Annotated in this window: 14 protein-coding genes; 8 read left to right on the top strand and 6 right to left on the bottom strand. The window is 64.0% G+C overall.

Going from position 1 to position 22545, the window contains the following annotated elements:
• Nucleotides 1–223 precede the first annotated feature (223 nt).
• Nucleotides 224–3037 carry a VCBS repeat-containing protein gene (locus tag OXI69_06000; protein ID MDE2665684.1) on the bottom strand — a complete coding sequence of 938 codons (2814 nt, stop codon included), beginning with the start codon at nucleotides 3035–3037 and terminating at the stop codon, nucleotides 224–226.
• Between the two features lie 454 nt (nucleotides 3038–3491).
• Between OXI69_06000 and OXI69_05995 the strand changes: the two genes are divergently transcribed.
• From OXI69_05995 to OXI69_05985, 3 genes are read left to right on the top strand one after another with little or no spacing between them, the layout of a single operon-like run.
• Nucleotides 3492–5105: a thiamine pyrophosphate-binding protein gene (locus OXI69_05995; protein ID MDE2665683.1), complete on the top strand. Its 1614-nt coding sequence runs from the start codon at nucleotides 3492–3494 to the stop codon at nucleotides 5103–5105.
• Between the two features lie 20 nt (nucleotides 5106–5125).
• On the top strand, nucleotides 5126–5851 hold the full coding sequence (locus OXI69_05990; protein MDE2665682.1) for a hypothetical protein: 726 nt from the start codon (nucleotides 5126–5128) through the stop codon (nucleotides 5849–5851).
• Between the two features lie 25 nt (nucleotides 5852–5876).
• A complete protein-coding gene (locus OXI69_05985) occupies nucleotides 5877–6383 on the top strand; it encodes a flavin reductase family protein (protein MDE2665681.1) in 507 nt (168 codons plus the stop codon).
• A gap of 53 nt (nucleotides 6384–6436) precedes the next feature.
• Here OXI69_05985 and OXI69_05980 read toward each other — a convergent pair whose 3' ends face one another.
• Nucleotides 6437–8116 carry a formate--tetrahydrofolate ligase gene (locus OXI69_05980; GenBank protein ID MDE2665680.1) on the bottom strand — a complete coding sequence of 560 codons (1680 nt, stop codon included), beginning with the start codon at nucleotides 8114–8116 and terminating at the stop codon, nucleotides 6437–6439.
• A gap of 222 nt (nucleotides 8117–8338) precedes the next feature.
• Here OXI69_05980 and OXI69_05975 point away from each other — a divergent pair, with 222 nt between their 5' ends.
• Nucleotides 8339–9322: a phosphoglycerate dehydrogenase gene (locus OXI69_05975; GenBank protein ID MDE2665679.1), complete on the top strand. Its 984-nt coding sequence runs from the start codon at nucleotides 8339–8341 to the stop codon at nucleotides 9320–9322.
• A gap of 124 nt (nucleotides 9323–9446) precedes the next feature.
• Here OXI69_05975 and OXI69_05970 read toward each other — a convergent pair whose 3' ends face one another.
• A complete protein-coding gene (locus tag OXI69_05970) occupies nucleotides 9447–10814 on the bottom strand; it encodes a PQQ-like beta-propeller repeat protein (GenBank protein ID MDE2665678.1) in 1368 nt (455 codons plus the stop codon).
• 29 nt (nucleotides 10815–10843) lie between these two features.
• Nucleotides 10844–11749 carry a phytanoyl-CoA dioxygenase family protein gene (locus OXI69_05965; protein MDE2665677.1) on the bottom strand — a complete coding sequence of 302 codons (906 nt, stop codon included), beginning with the start codon at nucleotides 11747–11749 and terminating at the stop codon, nucleotides 10844–10846.
• 181 nt (nucleotides 11750–11930) lie between these two features.
• On the opposite strand from OXI69_05965, the gene OXI69_05960 reads away from it, so the two are divergent.
• The gene (locus tag OXI69_05960) at nucleotides 11931–13277 is read left to right on the top strand and encodes a hypothetical protein (GenBank protein MDE2665676.1); all 1347 of its coding nucleotides are present in this window, start codon (nucleotides 11931–11933) and stop codon (nucleotides 13275–13277) included.
• A gap of 14 nt (nucleotides 13278–13291) precedes the next feature.
• Here OXI69_05960 and OXI69_05955 read toward each other — a convergent pair whose 3' ends face one another.
• On the bottom strand, nucleotides 13292–15907 hold the full coding sequence (locus OXI69_05955; GenBank protein ID MDE2665675.1) for a CehA/McbA family metallohydrolase: 2616 nt from the start codon (nucleotides 15905–15907) through the stop codon (nucleotides 13292–13294).
• Nucleotides 15908–16772: 865 nt separating this feature from the next.
• Here OXI69_05955 and OXI69_05950 point away from each other — a divergent pair.
• The 3 genes from OXI69_05950 (at nucleotide 16773) to OXI69_05940 (ending at nucleotide 19987) form a co-directional block, all read left to right on the top strand.
• Complete coding sequence (locus tag OXI69_05950; protein ID MDE2665674.1) at nucleotides 16773–18107, top strand: PQQ-like beta-propeller repeat protein; 1335 nt, start codon at nucleotides 16773–16775, stop codon at nucleotides 18105–18107.
• Between the two features lie 4 nt (nucleotides 18108–18111).
• Nucleotides 18112–18651 (top strand): hypothetical protein, encoded by a 540-nt coding sequence (locus OXI69_05945; GenBank protein MDE2665673.1) that lies wholly within the window; start codon nucleotides 18112–18114, stop codon nucleotides 18649–18651.
• A 64-nt stretch (nucleotides 18652–18715) separates the two neighbouring features.
• Nucleotides 18716–19987, top strand: coding sequence for a Xaa-Pro peptidase family protein (locus tag OXI69_05940; GenBank protein ID MDE2665672.1), 1272 nt, complete (start codon nucleotides 18716–18718; stop codon nucleotides 19985–19987).
• 403 nt (nucleotides 19988–20390) lie between these two features.
• Here the strand turns inward: OXI69_05940 and OXI69_05935 are convergent, their stop codons facing one another.
• Nucleotides 20391–22382: a transporter substrate-binding domain-containing protein gene (locus OXI69_05935; protein MDE2665671.1), complete on the bottom strand. Its 1992-nt coding sequence runs from the start codon at nucleotides 22380–22382 to the stop codon at nucleotides 20391–20393.
• Nucleotides 22383–22545: the final 163 nt, after the last annotated feature.

Here is a 22545-nt window from a genome sequence, read left to right as displayed (position 1 = left end):
GATTATCCGCCAAAGGTCCTTCTCAGAACGGTACAGGAGTCGGTGAGACAAGGGCTCCGCCCGCAGTCGAACCGGTGGGGGGGACGGAATTGGTGAGATCGCCAGATAGGAGATCCAGCCCGCAGTCGAGCATGAGGGGGGCCAAGTCTCCGAGGCTCGTAAGAGGCCCCTGTCTCACCCCCGCATGATCCGCCCCGTCGTCGGGTACGGAGGCCGGCTGAGCTCACTCCCCACGCACGTCGATATGCACGGCTTCCAGCACCGGAGTGCTGCCCCCGTTGGGGGTGGTGAGGGTGGCGCGGTATTGGAGCCAGCGGTGGGTGGCGGGCAGGTTCAGGGCGGCTCCCGAATCCTTGAAGTGGTCTCCCTCTCCCTCGGACCCGGTCCAGGCGGCCTCCGTCAGCCCCGCTTCGGAGGCGGCGCTGCGAACCTGCAGCAGGACCCCGGTTCCGTGGGGAGTGGATGCCTCCCAACGAAGGCGTCCGGCCTGCTTGCCCTCCGGCAATCGAATGGCGGCCGAACGGTAGGACTCCCGCAGCTTGCGGTCATAGATGTTTCCGATATCCTTGCGGGCGCCGAAGTGGGGGCCGAAGGTCTGGATCCAGTGGCGCCGGTCGGCGGAGTAGCCCTGGGGGCCGCCCCAGTAGATGTAGGCCCCGGCGCCGTGGTCGCCCTGGTCCAGGTGGTTGAAGACCACGATGTCGTACCACCCGTCCTGGTTGAGGTCGGCTACCGTCAGGGCTCCCGAGGACTCGGCGGGCAGGTGGCTGCGGCGGGACTCGCTGTAGCTTCCCTCTGCCGAGCCCCAGTAGATGAAGGCGGGGATGCTGCGGGTGAAGTAGGCGTGATAGTTGCTGGTGACGATGTCCAGGAACCCGTCCCGGTTGAGGTCGGCCACCGCGTGTTCCAGGGGGTCGTAGCCCTCCAGGCGCAGCATCCGCTCCTCGGAATAGCCCTCCCGGCTTCCCCACAGGATCGAAATGTGCCGGGTGGGCCGTCCGAACTGCTCGGAGTCCCAGCCGCCGCCCACGATCATGTCCAGCCAGCCGTCGGCATTCAGGTCGGCGACTTCCACCGTGGAGGAAGGCTGGACCCGGAGCGCGGAGTGATGACTCGGGTTGAAGGTTCCCTGGTCCGTCCCCCAGAAGATCTCCACTCGAGGACCGTCCACGTCGCAGAAGACCAGGTCCAGGGCGCCATCCTTGTTGAGGTCGGCGATGGTAGGGCTCTGGCTGATCAGGGTGTTGAGCTTCAGCTCGCTTCGCTTTGACCAGTCGTAGCCGGCCTGGCCTCCCCACAGGATAATGCCCTTCGGCTTGGGTTCCCCGTAGGCCGTGCCGGCGGAAATCACCAGGTCCAGATAGCCGTCCCGATTCAGGTCGGCGGTGGCCGCGCCGTATCCCGAGGGGACGGACAGATCCTGGCTGTGCCCCTGGCTGTAACCCTGGTGTCCTCCCCAATAGATCCGGCCGGTGGGAAAGGCCACGTCCACCCAACCGTCCTGGTCCAGGTCGGCGATGGCCGGCGCCGACATGGAGAAGGGAAGCGTGGACAGGGAGGCCTGCGAGTAGTGGTGGTTGGGGTTGCCCCAGTAGATCAGGGTGGGGATGGAGGCCTCGCTGCCGGAGTTGCGGTTGACCAGGACCAGGTCGGCATGACCGTCGAGGTTCAGGTCGTCGGCCTGAAGGCTGACCGCGCCGAAACCCTGCAGCTCCAGACGATAGGCGGGGTCGAAGCCCTCGGGACCGTTCCAGTAGATGTAGGAGTTGACGTCATAGCTGCGGCCGTCCTGTTCGTTGGCAAAGGCCAGGTCCACCCACCCGTCGCCGTTGAAGTCCCGGAAGGCGGCCGCCGCCGCATGCAGGGTGGGAAGCTTCAGCATTCCCTCGGTGGAGGGGCCGTCAGCGCTCCCCCAATAGATGTAGGAGAACTCCCCCTTTCGGTTGGGGAAGACCAGGTCGGCAAATCCGTCCCGGTTGAAGTCGGTCACGCCCAGGGTGGTTGCCTCCCGGGTGGGGTATTGGCGCCAGGGCTCTTCCTCGAAACCCTCTGCGTTGCCCCGGCGGACTTCGGCCCGGTTGTCCCGGTGGGTCACCGCCAGGTCGAGGGACCCATCCCCGTTCAGGTCGGCCAGTTCGGCCCCCAGGAGATCGCCCCACTGGTGGACCTGGCGGCGTGACTCCGAAAAACCCTCGGCGCCTCCCCAGTAGAGGTAGAGGCTCTTCTCCTTGGTGTTGTTGTTGAGGAAAACCAGTTCCGGGTAGCCGTCGCCGTTCAGGTCTCCCGCTTCGCAGTCCACGGCGCTGATGCTGGGGATGGAGCTTCGGCGCTCGGTGGAGAACCCGGTCGGTCCGTTCCAGTAGATGTAGGATTCCAGGTGGTGGGCGTGTCCAAAGCGCTCACCCCCCTCGGTGCCGTTGTTGGCGAAGACCAAGTCCAGGGTGCCGTCCCGGTTGAGGTCGGCGGCCTCTACGTCGGAGGCCATCAGGGTGGGCAGCTCCGTCCGCCGCTCCGGCCCATACCCCTCGGGGCTTCCCCAGTAGATCAGGGCCTGCATGTGGACCGAGTAGTTGTGGATGAAGTTGCAGAAGACGATCTCCAGGTAGCCGTCCCCGTTGAGGTCGGCCAGCAGCGAGGGGCCTCCTCCATCGGTGGGGAGCCGGGTGACGCCGCCGTCCCGGGCGCGAATCTCCCGCAAGAGCTTGCCCAGCGGCTGCTGGTCGGGCAGGGGCGGCAGAATCGACCGCGGGCCCTGTGGGGTCCCCCAGTAGATCAGGAGGTCTTCGTTCTCCAGCTGGTTGTGGTCCTGGGCCACGAAGATGTCGAGGTAGCCGTCATTGTTCAGGTCCAGGGTGTGGATCATGCGCACCGAGCCCGAGCGGGTGACATAGAGGTTGGCCCCGCCGTCCTCGAGCGTTCCGCCGGCGAAGTCCGCGAATTCGGTATGGTGCAGCCAGGCCTGGTGGGACTCGCCCCCGGAGACCCCGCCGGGCCAACAGAGGAAGATCAGGATGACAATGCTCAGCAACGGTCTCATGGATTCACGCTTCTTTCTTTGGGCTTCATCCGGTCTTGAGTTGGAGGGATGCTATGGCATTTGGCGGAAAGGGGTCAAGAGGCGCCGGGCAGGTTATCTTGCCGGCAAACCTGAGGTTCTGCCTTTATCAATTATCGGGCGCGAACCGGCGAAAAATACTGTCTAACCACAAAAGGCACAAAAGCCGCAAGTTGTGTTTTTGTGCCTTTTGTGGCCAATCCCGGTAAACGTCCCACTGCCCAATTCTGCGAAAGACCCCGTGGATAATTCTTTTTGACGTTCCCGGGTAACCCTCGGTTTCAGCGCAGGCGGCAAGGCCGGCGATCCTCGCGAAATCCTTCCAGCCGGCGGCGGACCGGCGCCCTTTACAAAGATCCGCAAAAATGAGACAAATGCCTGACCCTACGGATGGTCCGACGGCTGACTGAACCCTTCACCGACCGAGGATTGGACAATGACCATTGCCGAACTGATCATGGAGGATGCACGAGCCCGCAACCTGCGCCATTTCTTTGGCATTCCCGGGGGCGGCAGTCCCTTGGACCTGATGGAGGCCGGCCGCAAGCTGGGCGTGGATTTCGTCAGCGTGAACCACGAGTCCTCGGCCGCCATCATGGCCGCCTATTACGGCCTGATGAAGGATACGGCCGGGCTGGCCCTGACCATTCGAGGGGTGGGGGCCGCCAACCTGGTGGGCGGCGCCGCCAACATTCACTTCGAACGGGCCCCCATGGTGGCGGTCTGCGAAACCTGTCCTCCGGCCACCGCCGGCTACGAGATGGTCCAGCACTGCGACCAGTTGAGCCTCTTCAGCGGAATTGAACGCTATCGGGAGACGCTTTCGACGGAGAATGCGCCGCTGGCGGTTCAGGAGGCCAGCTACCGCGCCACCGAGGGCCGGCCGGGTCCGGCTCTGCTCAACTTTCCCGCCGACCTGGGCAGTGCGGAGTGCGGTCCACCGCTTCCCCCGCGGGCGCGCACTGCGGCAGCCTCCGCGCCGGAGCATGAAATCACGGCCTGCAGGGAGTTGCTTTCCAAGTGGCGCAAGCCTCTGATCATTGCCGGAGCCGACGTGGTGCGGGACGATGCCACCGGGGAACTGCTCTCCCTGGCGGAGAACCTGGGAGCCGCCGTCCTGGTGACCATGGAAGCCCGCGGCGTCTTTCCCGAATCGCATGATCGCTGGGCCGGGGTCTTCGTGGGGATCTACTCTCCGGGAATCATCGAGTCCAGAGCTTTTGAGAATGCGGATGGAGTGCTGCTGCTGGGCGTGGACGCCCTCATGACCCACGGGCCCTGGAAGTGCGGCTTGCCCACGGCGGAAGTGCTCAGCTCCCCTGAGTATCGATCCCTTTCCCAGCAACCCGGGGCCCGGGTCAACGGCAACCTCAAGAGCGTGCTGCCGGCACTGGCGCCCCAGGCCCGCGCGGGCTTCCACGGCCGCGAGGTCCAGGCGCTGCGCCAGGAGGTACTTCCCGCCTTCAAGCGGCCCGGTCGGGCCAGGCTGGCTGCCCAGGACATTATCGAGATCTGCCGAAGCGTGCTGCCTACGGATGGAATCCTCATTTCCGAGACGGGAGTCTTTATCTGCATGCTGGAGCATCTCTGGCTGGCCGACCAGCCGGGCACCTACTACGGGACGTCAGGGGGGCGCACCATGGGACTGACCCTGCCGGCCATCTGCGGCGCCCGCCTGGCCGATCCCGATACGCCCATGATCGGTCTGGGAGCCGACGGCAGTCTCCTGATGCGCCTGGGAGAGCTGGAAGTGCTGGCACGCACGGGGGGCACCGTGCCGCTGGTGATCGTGAACGATCAGGCCCTGGGGACCATGAAAGCCCGCCAGAAAATTCGCAGCCTGCCCGACTATGGTCTGGATCTGCATCCGGTGCAGTTTGCCGAGGTGGCCAGGGCCTGCGGACTGAAGGCGGCCACCGTGGACACGCCCGAGGACTTCGAGCGCGAACTGGGAGCCGCCATGACCGCCGGCTGCCCGACGCTCATCGACGCTCGGGTGGACCCGCTGATCTACCAGGACAGCTTCGGCCGCACCGTGGGGATGAAGTGACAGCAGGGAGTGAGGAAGACATGGTCCGTCCATCGCCTCGCTCGGAGGGGTTCTCCCCTCAGCACACTCGATTCCGTCCGGAGTTCCTGGACTTTCGCCGCGGAATTCGTGTCGGAAATCTGGATGACGACGAACGCATCACCCGCATTCTGAAGGTCGCCCTGGAGGCTAGGTACCGGCAGCCCTTCGTCACCGAGCGCTGGGGCCGCGGGGTCTACTGGCAGTGGATCGGGTTCCTGGCCAAGGCCAATCGGGCCGCCAAGCCCCTCTCCTCCAAGGTCAGCTTCGGGTGCGCCAAGTTTTTCCTCATGGTCGATACCGATGAGGGGCGCTTCAAGTGCGGGCTGCAGGTGGAGCGGGGCTTGCTGGAGGCTCCCCCCGGACAGGAACGCTTCCGATTGAGGGACGACTGGGATTGGCACCGGCTGATGCGGGCGCTGAAGCCCAGGGGGGGCATGGAAAGGGAACTGAAGCGGCTGGTGTTGCGGGAGGGTTTCCGGGTGCAGGCCGGCGGTTGGCGCTCTGACCTGTTTCGCTACTGCAAGTCGAACCTACCCCCGGCGTCCCGGCTGCGGGCCGGCCTGGAGCAGGCCCCGGGAGACGCCTGGGCCGGGTTCCTGCTCTATTTCCCCATGGACGAGGATACCGTCCGGGGAACTTCCGGAACCGACCTGGTGGAATCCATGCTGGCCATCTACGAGGAAGTGACCCCCGCCATGCGGTTGTGCATCCAGACACCGCTGTAAACCAGCCATCAATAAAGGGATATCCATGCAAACACCCATCGACTCCTCTCAATTTCGCAGAATCATGTCCCGCTTCGCCACCGGTGTCACCGTGGTCACCACCCGGTCGGGCCAGGAAGTCCACGGGCTCACCTGCAACGCCTTCTGCTCCATCTCGCTGAACCCCTGCACGGTCATGGTGAGCGTGGCCAAGGACGCCCGCTCCTGGCCCCTCATCGACCGCAGCCGGCTCTTTGCCGTCAATATATTGAGCGAAGATCAGACCATGATCTCCGATCGCTTTGCCGGACGTCACCGGGACAAGGACGACGACCGCTTCGAGGGCATCGAGTGGACCACGGGGGTTACCGGAGCACCGATCCTGGAGGGGACCCAGGGGTACCTGGACTGCCGGGTGGCCCGGGCCTACGACGGCGGAACCCACACGCTTTTCCTGGGGGAGGTGGTCGGCCTGAACCTGGACGAATCCCGGCCGCCTCTGGTCTTCTACGGATCGCGCTACAGGGGAGTCGACAGCCTCAAGGCGTTGTGAGCTGAAACCGGCGCGACGACCCCGGCCGGACCAACCCGGCATGGGGGGTCGTTCTAGAAGAGCCCCACTACCTTTCCTTCCTCATCCAGATCGATCTGGTTGGCGGCGGGCTGTCTGGGCAGACCCGGCATGGTCAGAATGTCACCGCAAATCACCACCAGGAATTCAGCTCCGGTCGCCAGGCGCACATCCTTGACCGGCAGGACGTGTCCGCTGGGGGCGCCTCTCAGCAGCGGGTCGGTGGAGAAGGAGTACTGGGTCTTGGCGATGCAGACCGGAAAGTGCCCGAATCCTTCCTTCTGGTAGCGCCGGATCCTGGCCCGTATCCGGGTGTCGGCGACCACCTCGGAGGCGCCGTAGATTCGGGTGGCCACCTTGGTGATCTTTTCCCAGAGAGAATCCTGCTCGTCGTAGACGAATCTGAAATTGGCGCGAGTGGTGGCGATGGTTTCCACTACCGTTTGCGCCAAATCCAGGGATCCCTGGCTGCCCCGGGCCCAGTGGTCACAAGCCACCACCGGCACCGAGTGGTGGTCCATGCGGTTCTTGAGGAGTGCGATCTCCGCCGGGGTGTCGTGGGTGAATCGATTGATGGCCACCACGCAGGGAAGACCGTAGTGGTTGCGGATGTTGTTCAGGTGCCGTTCCAGGTTGGGAATTCCTTTTTCCAGGCTCTCCAGGTCTTCCCGGTCCAAGGCGGTCTTGTCGGCTCCCCCGTGAAACTTGAGGGCGCGCAGGGTGGCCACCAGCACCACCAGGTCGGGGCGGAGTCCGGCCTTGCGGCACTTGATGTCCACGAATTTCTCGGCGCCCAGATCGGCTCCGAATCCGGCCTCGGTCACCAGGTAGTCGGCCAGCCCCAAACCGGTGAGGGTAGCGATCACCGAGTTGCAGCCGTGGGCGATATTGGCGAAGGGCCCGCCGTGCACCAGGGCCAGGTTGTTTTCCAGCGTCTGCACCAGGTTGGGTTTGAGGGCCTCCTTGAGCAGCACGGCCATGGCTCCATGGGCGTTCAGGTCGGCGGCTCGGATGGGTTTCCTGGCATGGGTGTAGCCGACGGTGATGTTGCCCAACCGCTGCTTGAGCTCCTGCAGTGAACGGGAGAGGCAGAGAATGGCCATCACTTCCGAGGCCGCCACGATTTCAAAGCCGCCTTCCCTGGGGTAGCTGTTGCCCACCCCTCCCAGACCCAGGACGATGCGACGCAGGGCGCGGTCGTTGAGGTCCACCACCCGATTCCAGGTCAGGCGGCGAAGATCCAGGTCAAGGCGGTTCCCCTGGTGGATGTGGTTGTCCAGCATGGCGGCCAGGAGATTGTGCGCCAGGCCCAGGGCGTGAAAGTCGCCCGTAAAGTGCAGGTTGATGTCTTCCATGGGAACCACCTGGGCCATCCCGCCCCCGGCGGCGCCCCCCTTCATGCCGAAACAGGGTCCCAGGGAGGGCTCGCGCAGGCAGATCAAGGCCTTCTTGCCCAGGCGGTTGAGCGCGTCACCCAGCCCCACCACTGTGGTGGTCTTGCCTTCTCCCGCCGGCGTGGGGGAAATGGCCGTCACCAGGATGAGCTTTCCCTTCTTCCGGTCGCGCGAACCGGAGTCCAGGGCGTTCGGCGACAGCTTGGCCTTGTAGTGGCCGTAGGGTTCCAGTTGGTCCTCGGGAATCCCCAACTGTTCCCTGGCCAGGTCCACCACGTTTCTCAGCGTGGCTCGGCGGGCGATCTCGAGGTCGGTGTTCAAGGGTGGGGTTCCTCCAGGTCGAATCTTGGTTGGCTCGTTGTGCTCCAGCCCTTCAGCGCCGCCGCTATGGCTTGACGTCAGCACCCCAACGGGGTTTATTTGACGGCGTCCGGGGCAGCGCAAGGCCGGTGTCGCCTCGGAAACCAGTTTTCGTTCCCGGTCGAGCGCACCGTGCCATAATACGGAAATCCGCCAGTTGCTTCAATTCCAGGAGGTTACCCTGTGCCCAGCGTCATGATCTTCATCCAGTTTCTGCAAGACCCCAACGGCCCCCATGTGAAACTGCTGCGCGAGGCCGGGCTGGAGGTCCGTTTCCCTCCCAGGCCGGACATCACCGACGAGGAGGAAAACATCCGCGTGCTGCAGGGGATCTCGGCCACTATTGCCGGTGGAGAGCCCTACAGCCGGCGGGTGATGGCCGCCCTGCCCGATCTGAGAGTGATCTCCCGCTGGGGAGTGGGGGTCGACCGCGTCGATCTGGAGGCGGTGACCGGCAGCAACGCGGTCGTCGCCATCACCCCCTCGGCCAATCACGAGGCGGTGGCCGAGCATGCGGTGGCGCTGCTGCTGGCGGTGAGCCGTTTTCTGGTGCAGAGGAACGACGAAATCCACCGGGGCCTCTGGGAGCGAAGGTGCTCGCTGCCGCTTCGGGAAAAGACCCTGGGCCTGGTTGGGCTGGGACGCATCGGGCGGAGCGTGGCCGTGAGAGCCGAGGCCTTCCGCATGCGGCTGCTGGCCCACGAAGCCTATCCGGATCGGGAGTTCGCTCAAAGGCACGGAATTGAGCTGGTCGACCTGGACACCTTGCTGGCCCGTTCCGACTACGTGACGCTGCACGTACCCCTGACCGAAGAGACCCGCGGGCTGATCAACCGCCGGACCCTTTCGCGGATGAAGCCGGGAGCCCTTCTGGTCAACACCTCCCGCGGCGGGCTGGTGGTAGAGGAGGACCTGGTGGATGCATTGAAGAGCGGCCACCTGGGCGGGGCCGGACTGGACGTTTTCGTGCAGGAGCCCATCCAGGGGGACCATCCCTTGCTGGAACTCGACAACGTCCTGGTCAGCGATCACACGGCCGGCATCGACACCCGATCGGTGGAGGCCATGGCCGTGGATGCGGCCCGGAACATCGTGGAGCTCTATCGCGGGGGGTGGCCGGCCGCGGCGGTGGCCAACCCGGCCGTCCGTGAAACCTGGAAGTGGTAAGGCCGTCCGGAGGACAGCAAGATCCGCCAAGCGGACCCACGCCGAGACAAAGGAGATTTCCACCAAGGGAAACGAAGAACGACGAAGGGGCACCAAGAACGACCAAAATTGATGATCTGACAGTTCACTCCGCCGCCGCGGCGGTCCGTGCCAGGGAGGCGCGAAGGATCTCCCGGTCGTTGCGGGCGAAGATGTGGCGGTTGGCGTAGGCAGGGTGGGACCAGTTGACGGCGCCGGCCTGGCGCCGGCCGATTCCCCCGCGGGAGGTGGGAGCGATCAGGTGGGTCCGGTCGATCTCACGGTAGCCTGAAGGCGACAGCCTGGCGATGATCAGCTCGCCCCGGTCGTTGGAGATGAAGTATCGATCCTGGTGGCGAACCAGAAAGGCCGTGGCCCAGCGCGCCTTTTCCCCCGTCACCTCCAGTGTTTCCCACAGCCGCTTGCCGGTGCTGGCGCTCAGCCCCCTGAGGTGTCCGTAGCTGCAAACCCCATAAAGGGTGTCCCCGTCGATCACCGGCGTGCTGATGAGGGAGTGGAGCGTGTCGGTGTCGATTTCGCTGTCGCTCTTGCCTCGCCAGAGCAGTCGGGCTGCCGGGGGCTGGCGGTCCAGCTCCAGCATCATGGACCCGTTCACGAAAGCGCTGACCAGGAGTCGCGAGCCGCTGAACACGGGGGTGGCCACCGACAGCCCCTTGTCGGACCGAAAGGGTTGTTGCCAGAGGACCTCGCCCGTCGCGGGATCGAGCGCGCTCACCGCCTTGGGGTGCCAGAGGATCAGTTGCCGGCGTCCGCCGGCCGAGATGAGGATCGGGGGGGCGTACCCGGGTTCCGAGTCCGAAGGCAGCGCTCGCCAGAGCTCCCGGCCGTTCTTCTTGTCGAAGGCCACCACCTTGGCTCCGTCCTGCCCGCCCACCACGGCGATCAGGCGAGGCCCGTCCACCAGGGGAGCTCCCACCATGCCCCAGACGGGGACCTCGGTTCCATAATCCCGCACGAAGTCCTTTTGCCACACGATCTCGCCGTTGTCGGTGCGGAGGCAATAGAGCGCGCCCTTGGCTCCCAGGACATAGACTCGACTGCCGTCCACGGTGGGTGTGGCCCGGGGCCCGATGGCATAGCTTCCCGAAAGCCCGGTGTAGTCCGCCTTCCAGGAGCGGCTCCAGAGTTGGCGGCCGCTCTTCTCGTCCAGCGCCAACACGCGTTCGGTTCCCTGGCGGGCGGTTTCCGCCAGAAAATCCAGCACGAAGACGCGCCCCTCGGCCACGGCGGGCCCGGCGTAGCCGCTACCCAGGGACTCCCGCCATTGCACTTGCAGGCCCGACGGGGGAAATCGCTCCAGAATGCCATCTTCGAGCCAGACGCCCAACCGTCCCTTGCCCCGCCATTCGGGCCAGTCCTCGGCCCAGCTCGAAGTGACCAGACAAGTGGCCAGCAGGAGCAGGGCGGAAGCGCATCTTGGGAAAGGGAAGGGGACGCTCATGGTGTCTTGCATGGGCTGCCGCCAGTGGCATGGGGGCGGTTTCAGCGCATGTGCCAGGGCAAGGTCAGGGGTTTGGCGCTGTTCAACTCGCCGTAACCGATGCCGGTGGTCCCCTTGGGGTCGGGACCGAAGTAGCGGTCGTCCAGGGGATCGGCGGCCGGCTGAAAGCGAATGTCACAGGAGAGCCGCACCCGTCCGGCCCGCGACCGATTGTCCAGGGATCCGTGCAGGGTATGCATGCCGAAGACAACCAGGTCCCCCGGGCCAAAGTCGGCGGTCAGGAGCCTGGTCCGGCGCTCCCGGGCCAGCTCCACCGGGTGTGGGTCCACCATCACTCTGGGCGAAGAAGTGGAGTTGTAGTCGATGGCGCTGGCTCTCTCGATCAGGTCCGTGAACCGGTTGGAACCCTCGACCACCACCAGCGGGCCTTCCTCGATGGTCACCTCGCCCAGGGCCAGCCACACGGTGTGAATTCGCTGGGAGCCCCTGGCAAAGAAAGGATGGTCGTAGTGGAGGCCGGTGGAGCGTCCGGGGACGGCCACCCGCAGAAAGATGTAGTCGTGAGGTCTGCTGGGCTGCCCCAGCACCTGGTCCATGATTCCGCGAAGCTCCCCGCCATGGGTCAGCCCCCGAATTCCCGGGCCTTCGCTGACCGCCTTCCAGAAGGCGCCCAGACCCTCCGGCCGCTCCTGTCTACGGCTGGTCCCGGTAAAGATGCCCTCGATGGCCGGAGGGTGGATCTCGCCGACCTCCACCAGGGCTTCCAGGGTCTCCCGGCGCGCGGCCATCACCTGCTCGTAGTCCAGAGCCTGTCTCAGCAGCAGGTATCCGTCGTTGCGGAGCCGCCGCTGCAACTCGCTGGGATCGTCCAGGCAGGAGGAGCTGTCGCTCAGCTCGCCAACAATATCCTGGGGAATTTCCTGTTCCTGAACCACGCACTCTAGCATCGCGGGAGCACCTCCAGTCTTGATCGGAGGGCCATTGTATCCGGAAACACCTGGGAGGAAAAGTGGAACTGTCGATACGGGCAACCGGTGCTTGTCGGGCCGTTTTCGCCTGGGGTATACTGGCGTGTCAAGAGTAACGCCGACATTCAGGCTCGAAGCCGGGAACTTCCGGGAATTCACCATGTTCGACAGCAGCAGGCTGCGCGTGCTTTTCTCTCGTCCGGTCCCCAAGGGGGCGCCGGCAAGTTCGCCTCGGCCGGCCCGCGGCGCGGGGAGGTCGGGCCTCCATTGCTGGTTGGGTGCATTGCTGCTGGCGCTGGCAGGTACCGCCGATGCGGCGCAAGGCGAGGTTCGACAGCCGGGTTTGGCGCCGGAGGAGTTGAAGGGGACCCAGTTCAAGCTTGACGGATTCAGCTCGGAAGGAAACCCCGAGGGCCTCACGCTGCTCTTCCGGAACGAGAGGGAATTCAACGCCACCAGGACCCTGTCGGAGGATCTTCCCCTGGACAATTCAGGGAGTTATACCTACCGCAGGACGGGCCCCGACACGGCAATTCTGACCACAACCTCCGCCAGTCCCGGTCAGGAGACCTGCAGCACCCTCCTCCACTTCACTTCGGCCACGGGCGGCACCTACACCGGTTGGTGCAACCAGGGGCTCAGCAGCACGGGACAGTTCCAACTGGCGGTCGAGGACCCCTTCTGCCTTTCCCTGTGGGACGGCTTGCCCTGCGCCACCGTGGCCAACCTGCCCCAGGTCTACCTGGGCACCCAGGGGGAAAGCACCGCCACTACCGAAGTGGTCATCGCCAACAGCGATCCCAACCCCAGCGCCTGCGAGGTCGCCCTGCTGTTTCACCAGGGCACTTCAGAGGGTCCGGCGGTGTCGTTCAACGGCCAGCCCATGGACCGGAACCTCTTCCAGGCCACCATTCCCAGGGAAGGCGCCGAGATCGTGGCTCTGACCACCACCGAAGCGCAAGACCTGGTGACCGGGGCCGTCTATGTGTACGCACGCTCTCCCTGCACGGCCGCTTCCTTGCATGTCCAGGGACGTTCCCTGATCGAGAACCGGAACAGCGGTGAAATCGAGGAGTTGCTGTCGGTAGCAGGCCAATCCCCCCGCGACTGGCTAGGGGACGGGGATTGCCGGGTGCTGACTGCCATATTCGGCAATGGGCGCAATGTCAGCCTGGCCTCGGTCACCGCCCAGCCGGGAAGCGCCGCTCCCGCCGGCACCACGCTCCGATTCCGGACCTTCGACGTCAATGGGAGGCTTGCAGGCAGCGCCCCCGATCTGGCTGTTTCCGGGGCCCGGCACTCCTCCGAGCCCTGGGAATTCGACCAACCGCGGATCATCGAAATGTGTCTGGAAATTCCGGGGACCAGCAACTTTCAGACCGCCCTCATGGCTTTCGGATCCAAGACGACCAGCCTCAGAACACAGGTGACCGCCGAGAGCTTCGTGGACGCCTACCGGGTGGGAGACCTTACCGCCTGGTCGGCTGCCGCCACCGCCGGGAATTGAAGGGGAAGATTCCTTCACTCCTCATCCGCCTCACTGGCCAAACGTTCATAGACCTGCCTGGCCTCATCGAACTGCCCCAGAACGTGGGCTGTCTCTTCGGATGATCTCCAATCCGGCCACTCCTCGGCCTGCTGCTTGAGGCGGTCGATCCATCGCATGAAATATTCCGCCGAGCGACGGCTGCGAATCTTGCCCTCACCAACGTAGACCCGGATGACATTGGTAGCGGCCATGGGATAGCCGGTCTCCAGGGGATGGGAACGGCGGGGCCCGGTGACCGTCAGGCTGAACCAACTGCTGTCCCTGACATCGAGCCCCTCCTTGATGGAGACCGAGGCCTGCCCTTCGGTGAGAGGGAACTCCTTGAGCGCCTCACCGTTGCGAAAGAGGGTCACCCTTTCCAAGGGGGCGATAGACCAGACGGTGGCCTCCAGGTTGACGGTCCCGCCTTCCCGGGGCAGTTCCAGCCGGTCCCCCGGCATCCGGCCGTCGATGCGGAAGTCCAGCAGCGGACCGCTGCTGATGAAGGTTTTTCCCTGTCGCACCGACTCGATCCAGGATTCCGCCGACAGCTTGCCCTTCAGGTAGGCGTAGGTCCTGAAGGCCCCGGGCAGGGTGGATCGGTGCAGGTCGGTAATGGCGTCCTCGCCTCCAACCGGCGTGATGCCCAGGTCGTTGTTCAGGGTGTGGTGCCAGACACGCAGGGTGGCCGAGTTGGGCGAGGACCACTCCAGGGTGTCGACCGTGCCCAGGGCCGCGTCCACCGGAAAAGTCCTGGCGTGGGTCAGGCCCCTTTCCAGAGGATCGGTTTCGCCGGAATAGGCGTGAACATAGCCGACCAGCGCCCCTTGAGCTCTGGCTTTGCGAAACATGTCGGTGTTGCTGGGGTAGAGGCTTTCGATGGCAGTGCCTTCATAGCCGGTGGTGAAGGGTGAGATGAGATGGTCTCGAAGTCCCAGCAGCGAGACGTGGCCGTGAAAGGGGGGGCGGTACTCCTCCCCCACGATCACCACCAGGTCGGGATCGGATTGGGAGACCGGGTGTTCGACCCGGTTGGGAACGAAGGCGTCCCAGTCCAGGATGCGGTTGTCCTTGTTGGCGATCAGCTCGCAGACCACATCCTGATCCTCGGCTTTGGCCAGGAACATCAGGTTCTCCAGCGTATTCCGCAGGTTTCCGCCGTAGTTCATGTGCACGTGGGTGGATCCGCTGTACCATCCCTTGGCGGCCATATCGATCATCGGCGACAGCAGCAGGCTGACCCGGGAGACCTCCCCCGCCCGGATCTCCACTTCCTGCCGGGCCGGCCGGTATTCCAACCCCTTGACCGCCTCCAGGGTCACTTTTCCCGGGGGCAGGCTCATCTCGAATTCCCCACCCGTATGGAAAAGAGGCTCTCCCGAGATGCTGACCCGAGCGTAGCTGTCTCCGGGGGGATAGAGCTTTCCGTCGGACGCCCGCCCGTAGATCCGGGCAGCCGTCTTGCGACCGGTGCTCCGGTCCCGCACCTCCGCCCGGAGTGTACCCATAGGACGTTTCCAGTGGTATTTCCTGGGCGCCACCCTCTCCTTGCGGCCGCCGTAAGTCTCCATCAGCCACAACCGGGGCAAGCCGGAACCGGTTGAAAGCAGGGGCTGGTTCGAGATGTAGGCAATCCGCTCTCCGTCCGGCGACCAGCGGGGATGGAAGTGGTCGTAGCCTCCGAAGGTCAACTTGTAGGGCGCCCCGCCGGTAATGGGGAGCACGTAGAGGTGGCTGAACTGGTCGGCTGCGCCACCGGTGGAAGAATAGATGAAGCGCTTTCCATCGCGCGAGACGTGGGGACGGGTCCGGTAGAGGCTCTGCTCCTCGAGGATGGGCTCGGCCCTGGCCATGCCCGGCACCTCGGCCGGCATGCGCCACACGTGTCCCGATCCCAGCGGGACGCCCCGGTTGGATAGCAAGAGCAGCTCACTCCCGTCCGGAGCCCAGGCGGGTTGAATGTGCATGTCCCATTCCCCGAAGTAGAGGCGGTTTTTCCCGTAGGAGTGGTCTCGGGTCAGGGCGGTGGCCGGTCCGGCCCAGTGTCCGTCCCGGATGGGGCGCACGTAGATGTTGAAGTACCCGCTGGGCTCGGTGGAAACGTAGGCCAACCGGTCCCCGTCGGGGGAAAAGACCGGATCGGCGTAGAGGTAGGCGTCGTCGGTCAGGGCATGGGACTCTCCCGTTTCCAGGTTCAGTATTTGAAGCTGAATGGTGCGGCCTCCGTGGTCTGCGGTGTAGACGATCCACCTGCCGTCGGGGGACCAGTCGGGGGAGGAGTGATAGTGCCCATCGTAGGTCAGTTCGAAGGCATCCGAGCTGGCCAGGTCAATCCGCCAGATGGAACCGCTAAGGCTGAAGGCGATCTGCTTGCCGTCCGGAGACCAGGCAGGAGCCCAGGGCGTGGCCGAAGGAGCCGGCGGGAGGTAATAGTTGTGCATGTAACCGCCACCGTGCCCGGCGGCGGAATAGGTCCCGCCGGGCCGGGGCGATGCTTGACGTGTTGGCTCTGGGGGTTGAGGGTCGCGGGAACAGCCGGTGGAGACCAGGCTTCCCAGGGCCAGCAGCAGGATCCGGAAGAGAGGAGACATCCGAGATGCCAGGTTCATGATCGGGCCTTTCTTTTCGATCCGCACGGGGTCCGGCCAGTTTATTACAACCGTTACCGACTGAAGCCGCTTTTTGCCGGGCTTGTGATCGCCGAGACGGTGAGCTGAAACAACCGCCTGCGCCTGGTGGCTGGAAACCGGTTCAAATTCGAGCACTGGCAGAAACTTGACTCACATCGATGCACAGGATGCACGGGATTCATTCTGGAAACGGCCGGCTTGTAGTCCTGGGCATCCGTGTTGCTTGGGACAAAACGTTTGAATTCGAGGTTCGGTTCGCCGAAACGCATGAGGCGTTCCACCTGAAATCCGCACGCGATCATCGCAGGAGTCAGCCTCTCGTTCAGCAACCTCCCGGCTTGATGATCCTGTGCATCGATGTTGAATGAATGGTCCTTCTCGATGGATCGGCTCCGTCGCGGGCGTCCCGCACGCATCCTCTCCTGCCGGTTGGCGCTCAGATTCCCCGCGATGCCGCAGCCAGCCACTCTGTCGGCGGGAACCGCATCGGCCCAGCCGAAGCAGAGCCATGGCGCTGTTGCCGGTCGATCCCGGTGGAGGAAATGGGAGAGGCTGTGCCAGGAATTTTGCGGGCGGCACGCCCGCGCTGCCGGGGGCCATCATCCCATGACGCCGGCGCACGAAAGGAGATCCATCGGTCTTCGTTTCCATTCGTGGTTCGTCTCTCTTGGCGGTCGGCTCTCTCACTTCGAATGTGCCTCCCCGTCGTGGTGAGGCGGGATCGGGCTCGCCGAACCGCATCCCGTTTTCCGGGGTTTCCCCGCTGTTTTCCGGTTGGCCTGACGGATTCTATGGGGTATCTTCAGGGCAGCCTGGGCCGGCGGAAATGAGTCGAGGAGGCGACATGATCCTGAGAGCCTGGATGCGTTCGAGCCTGATGCGGGGTCTGGTGTGCGGGGTGCTGGCTTCCATGGCTGTACTCCCGTTTTGGAGAGGCAGTGGGAGCAGGCCATCCGGGGCCGCGTTGCCTCCCGCCATTGCCGGGGTTGCGGGCACCGCATCGGCGGCCCCATCAAGTGCCGAGGAATGGACCGATTTCAGAGGGCCGAGGCGCGACGGCCACTATCGGGGAGCCCCCATCCTCACCCGTTGGCCCGAGCAGGGATTGAAGCCCCTCTGGCGTCGGACCGTCGGCGGCGGATACGCCTCCCTGGCGCTGGCTGAGGGGCGGGCCTTCACCATCGAGCAGCGCGACTCCCGGGAAGTGGTGGCGGCTTACGATATACGGACGGGAGATGAGATCTGGACCCATTCCTGGGAGGCCTTCTTCGACGAGTCCCTGGGCGGGGACGGGCCTCGGGCCACTCCCACCTGGCACGAAGGCCGTATCTACGCCCTGGGCGCCACCGGAGAGCTGCACTGCCTGGATGCCTCCGAGGGGCGTTTGATCTGGTCTCGGAACATTCTGCGGGACAGTCGGGCCAAAAACCTGACCTGGGGCATGTCCGCTTCGCCCCTGATCGTGGGTGAGAAGGTGATTGTCCTGCCGGGAGGCTCCCGTGGCAGATCGGTGGCTGCCTACCACAAAGAGACGGGGAATGCGTTGTGGAAATCGCTGAGTGACAAGCAGGCCTACACCTCTCCCATGTGGGTGACCCTTGCCGGACAACCCCAGCTTCTGATCGTGAGCGCCAGGCGGATGATGGGCCTCTCGGGCGAGGATGGGTCTCTCCTCTGGGAATTCCCCTGGATCACCGACTATGACGTCAACGTCGCCCAACCGATTGTGTTGGGGCAGGGTCGGGTCTTTATCTCGGCGGGCTACGGCCACGGCGCGGCGCTGGTGCAGGTGAAAAGGACTTCCGGAAGTTTTGAGGCCAGCGCGCTGTGGCAGAATCGCCGCATGAAGAACAAGTTCACCTGCTCGGTGCTGAAGGACGGATTCATCTACGGGCTGGACGAAGGAATCCTGGCCTGTATCCGGGCCGAGACCGGCGAGCTCAGGTGGAAGGGTGGCCGGTACGGGCATGGACAGCTTCTGTTGGCCGGGGACCACCTTGTCGTTCTGACCGAGTCGGGCGAGCTGGTGCTGGTCAAGGCCGATCCCGAGCGGCAGCAGGAGCTGGCCCGCTTCTCCGCGATTCGTGGCAGGACCTGGAATCACCCTGCCATCTCCGAAGGACTGCTGCTGGTACGAAATTCCCAGGAAATGGCCTGCTTCGACCTGGCTTTGAGATAGCGTCATGGCCAAGGCCCGGTCCATTGTCGAGGCGCTTCGCAGGGCAGGAGTCACCGACCTGGTGGGGCTGCCCGACAACAGCTCGGCGGCCCTGTTCTCCCTGCTGAAGGATGGCGGGGAGCCGGTCATCCGCCTGGTCACCCGCGAAGGGGAGGCTTTCGCCATGGCAGCCGGGCTTTGGATGGGAGGCCGGGTCCCGGCCGTCCTGATTCAGAACACCGGCTTGCTGGAGAGCGGAGACAGCTTTCGCGGCACGGTTCTGCGGATGAGGATCCCGCTCCTCTGCCTGATCACCTTCCGGGGTTATGCCAAGCTGGAACGCGTCGGGCCGCGACCCGGCAAGCTCGACCCGCATCTGTTGAGCCGTCCCGACGTGGATTCGGCGGCGCTGCTCACCGAACCCACATTGCAGGCCTGGGGATTGCCTTTCGACTATCTCCACGAGGAGCAGGACGTTCCCAAGGTCAAAGCCTGGGTCGAAAAGGCGCATCGTCTGTCGACTCCGGTCGCCCTGCTGGTAACCCGGGACATGAATTCAGATTGAGACCGCCTCGGGCGGTCCAACCCTTCCAGCGGCCTCCCTTGCATCCTGCCTCCCGGGAGAATCCATGCCCGACAGCCTGAAGGTCACCCGCCAGAAGCGGAGCGGATTTTTTGCCGACTGCAGCCGGCAGGAGTTTGAGCGACGCCTGGAACGGCTCCGGGAGGAGATGGAGCGGTCGGGCGTCGACGGACTGCTGCTGACGCAGCAGACCAACGTGCGCTACGCCACTGGATTCTATGAAGTAGGCTGGATCGTGCCCGCCTACTTCTACACGGCCTTCATCCCGAGAAGGGCGGACCTTCCTCCAGCCGTTTTCTGCCCCGAAGGATGCCAGATTCAGGCCGAGGCCGCCTGGGTGAAGACCGTGGTCCGATGGGACTTTCCGGTGGGATTTTATACCGGCAGCGTCGGCGAGAGCCTGGTGCGAGCCACGGCATCCTGGTTGGGGAAGCTGGGCCTGAGACGGGCCCGCGTGGCCACCGAGCTGAGCGCCCACTTCCGCATGGGACTATCGGTGGAATGCTTCGATGGCATTCGGGCAGCCTTGCCAGCGGTTGACTGGGTGGATTGCGGGGAAATCATGTGGGCCGTGCGCCGTATCAAGTCCCCGGAAGAGGTGCGGCGGTTGCGGGAGGCGTGCCGCATCTCCTGTTTGGGGGTGAAGGCCGGTTTCGAGGCCATGAGCAAGGGTAAGACCGAACGGGACATCGCCAACGTCATGTCGGCCCGGATGCACGCCGAGGGTGGCAGCCAGATCCACTTTCTGGCTCTCTACGCGGGGCCCGACAGGGCCCTGTGGGCCGATTCCACGCCTCGGCGGGAGATGGTCCTCGGTCCGGGAAGCTTGCTCCAGTTTGACGGCGGCTGCACCTATGACGGCTACTTCGCTGATTTCAAGAGGTTTGCCTGCCTGGGAGAACCGACCGCCGATCAACGGCACGGCTTCGAGATCGCCAGGGCCAGCGAGGAGGCGGCCATTGAGGCAGTCAAGCCGGGCGCGAGCCTGGGGGAGGTCTATGAAGCTTCCCAACAGGTCATTCGAGACGCGGGCCATCCCGACTTCGTGGACTGGTGCCAGGCCATGGGCTGGTCCAGCATCGGGCACAGCCTGGGACTGGACATCCACGAAATGCCGGGGATTTCCATCGGCAGCCGAACCCGGATCGAACCCGGCATGGTGCTGTGCGTTGAGCCATTCTTCTACCACCGGGGCGGGTATCCCCTCTGGGAGGTGAGCAACAAGTACGGACTGGAGGACGTGGTGCTGGTGACGGAAACCGGCCATGAGGTCCTGACACCGGAGTCGATCGTCAGCCGGGACATCTGGGTGGCCTGAGAGCTTCGGGCGGGGCAATACGGGGATCGCTTGGACGAGATCGATGCCGTCGGGGTCAGGCGGTTCAAGCGACCAGTGATTGGCAGTGCTCCCGACCTGCCGCGCGGATCACTCGAGAGCTAAACGACGGATCCTATGAACTTTCGGGAGCAGGCACTCGGTCCCGCTAACCCGGTTGACTCCAATGTGGAACATGGAAATACAGGATGGACAGGACTAATGGTACGAGGGGCTGCTGCGCAGCTCGCAATCTCTAAGTTGTAAAGTACTATTTATAAAAGAGTTACTACGGGTCAGTCTGCTGCAATGCCCTCACTGTTTCCTTCTTTTTGAAAAGGAATCCACTGGATCCTTCAAGATCTGGCGGGAAACCGAAAAGGCTTGTCTGAATTTTGCAGCTTGTTCAGCGCCATTCCTTGGCGCGCTCGGAGAAGATCGTGCCCCCGCTTTCGAGCCATTGTGAAAACCCAATGGTCCCGTTCGCGGTCAGGCAAGTGATGGCTGAATTCATGGCCCTCCGCAGTGCATTGCCGGCGGGCGTGTAGGGATAGCTGAAGGCCCCCCATTCGCTGCCCTCCGTGTCGATGGCGGTCACGCGCAGGGCCGGTGTGTCGCGTGCAGTTACCCGGTTGCCCAGCTCCCCCCGTGCGACGGCATCCACGACACCCTCCAGCAACGCACTGAGCTGCTCGCTGTCGCTGTTGAAATAGAGCACTTCGGGGTGGTTATCCCCGGCCGGTGCCAGGCGGACACGGGTAGCAATGGCGACAGAACCTGTGCCGGCGGCTATGCGCAGAACCGCCCCGCTGTCGGGCTCTCCGGCGATCAAGACATCGCCGCCGGCCAGCTGCACTTGCGTCCCGCCGCGGAGGACGCCCTCGGCATCGATGATGCCGGTCAGCTCCAATAGCCGTTTCTCGCCCGTAGTGCCCCGCAGCACGCCCACGCTATGTTCTGACGTCAGATCGGCATGCCGGTTGATGGCACTCTCGGAGCGCACCAACAGCGATTGGCGGAAGCTGATATGGGCCACGCCGAAGCGAATCACTTGGCGCCAGTTTGCATCCCGCGTGCGTTCAGGCAACGCGGTGATGCCGCCACCCACCATGTCGTAACGTTCTTGCGCTGCTTTGAGCCAGATCCCGGAGAAGGGATTGCCGATCCCCAACGTGTCGAAGCTCAGCTTTCCCTTAGAAAACGTCTCGAGGGCAGCGACCAGGTCCGGCTCATAGCCCATCGGTTGGTGGACCGCCAACGCGACCGAGTAACTTATCGGATTGAAATCGGTATAGAAACCGTAATTGACGCGCATGGCCGGTGATTCAGCCAGCATTTCCCGGCTCGCTTCGCAGGCCGCCGCGGTCGCGCCCTCTGGGGTCCCTGAGCCAGTGCCGCATCCGGCAGGCGGGCAATCCATGTAGAATCCGGCGCCAACCAGCACCGGCAGACTGTGGATCACGACCCTCTTGACGAAAGCCCTCTTGCGCTGCGGCAATCCGGTGGCCGGACTGTGCGCCCAGTAGTAGAGAAAGCTTTCCCCGAACGTGTCCGCAACGCTAACCACGTCCCGGCCCTGAAGGGCTGCGTTTAAATCGGCATCCAACTCGGATTCGCTGAGGCCGTTCCCCTGGCTGTAGGGGTGGCCGGTGAACAATGTATTGCCATAGTTGTCCAAACCGAATACGTAAATCGAGTTGCTCCTCCAGCGCGGATCGGTTGACAGGGCGACAGTGCCAAAGTACCCCTGCGATTCCAGATCGAGCGCGGCACAACGGACAAACTCCTGAAGTTTCTCAGGAGAAGGATCGGCCTCAAGACTCCTGGCGTTGACTTCATCCCTCCGGCACGCGGCCGGGATGTCGCGGGGGTAGACACCGGCACCGATCGCAGCCGGGGTCCCCTCCCAGACGAGGCTCTTGAAGTAGGCAAACTTCGGTTCATCCCGGCCCGTCTCCGGGTTGGTGAAGGAGTAATACATCCAGCCCTCGCCGAAGTCGCTCACGATACGATGCTGTTCCTTGAACCAGTCATTGCCGAAGCCATCGATCAGGAGCCCCCACGGAGTCCCTTCCCTCGATGGATCGGGGGGGTAGACGAAGGTTGTAGCCTGATGGCTTATGGGGGTCACTTCGTCGACGACGACATAGATCGGGCCGCTTCTCCAATGCTCGTCCTCATGAAAGGCCCTGCGGGCTTGCTCAAACCCCACTTCCTGAACGAACTCGTAGGCGCATTGAACGAACGCCCGAACGTCCTCCGGTGTGCGTACAGCGCTTGCGGATATGGAGCGATCCGAACAAGACAACGGTTCAGCGCCCCCCTGGGCAACGAAAGCCGGAACGGCGGCATGGAGCAAGATCAGGAAAATCAGAAATGGAGAGCGATTTCCTTTCATGATCGTTCCATCCTTCTGTACTCGTCAGGCCGATCCACGCAATACTAGCGCTGTCGGGGTCGGCAGGCAGTTTAACGGAAGTAAGACGCTCTTTTGTTTTTTTCGCGTTCAGAAGTTGAGGGCAGACAGGTGGTTTAAGGGGAATTTTCTCTTTCTGGCTGTT

The organism is Acidobacteriota bacterium (assembly GCA_028875575.1).
GTDB lineage: Bacteria > Acidobacteriota > Terriglobia > Versatilivoradales > Versatilivoraceae > Versatilivorator.
The sequence above is the reverse complement of the archived record's forward strand: the minus strand, read 5'-3'. Positions and strand labels throughout refer to the sequence as shown.

Bases quoted from the DNA above. Each gene is read 5' to 3' on its own strand.
- OXI69_05970 (MDE2665678.1), bottom strand. From the start codon at position 10,814: ATGCAAGACACCATGAGCGTCCCCTTCCCTTTCCCAAGATGCGCTTCC.
- OXI69_05960 (MDE2665676.1), top strand. From the start codon at position 11,931: ATGTTCGACAGCAGCAGGCTGCGCGTGCTTTTCTCTCGTCCGGTCCCC.
- OXI69_05945 (MDE2665673.1), top strand. From the start codon at position 18,112: ATGGCCAAGGCCCGGTCCATTGTCGAGGCGCTTCGCAGGGCAGGAGTC.
- OXI69_05935 (MDE2665671.1), bottom strand. From the start codon at position 22,382: ATGAAAGGAAATCGCTCTCCATTTCTGATTTTCCTGATCTTGCTCCAT.
- OXI69_05950 (MDE2665674.1), top strand. From the start codon at position 16,773: ATGATCCTGAGAGCCTGGATGCGTTCGAGCCTGATGCGGGGTCTGGTG.
- OXI69_05940 (MDE2665672.1), top strand. From the start codon at position 18,716: ATGCCCGACAGCCTGAAGGTCACCCGCCAGAAGCGGAGCGGATTTTTT.
- OXI69_05955 (MDE2665675.1), bottom strand. From the start codon at position 15,907: ATGAACCTGGCATCTCGGATGTCTCCTCTCTTCCGGATCCTGCTGCTG.
- OXI69_06000 (MDE2665684.1), bottom strand. From the start codon at position 3,037: ATGAGACCGTTGCTGAGCATTGTCATCCTGATCTTCCTCTGTTGGCCC.
- OXI69_05985 (MDE2665681.1), top strand. From the start codon at position 5,877: ATGCAAACACCCATCGACTCCTCTCAATTTCGCAGAATCATGTCCCGC.
- OXI69_05995 (MDE2665683.1), top strand. From the start codon at position 3,492: ATGACCATTGCCGAACTGATCATGGAGGATGCACGAGCCCGCAACCTG.
- OXI69_05965 (MDE2665677.1), bottom strand. From the start codon at position 11,749: ATGCTAGAGTGCGTGGTTCAGGAACAGGAAATTCCCCAGGATATTGTT.
- OXI69_05990 (MDE2665682.1), top strand. From the start codon at position 5,126: ATGGTCCGTCCATCGCCTCGCTCGGAGGGGTTCTCCCCTCAGCACACT.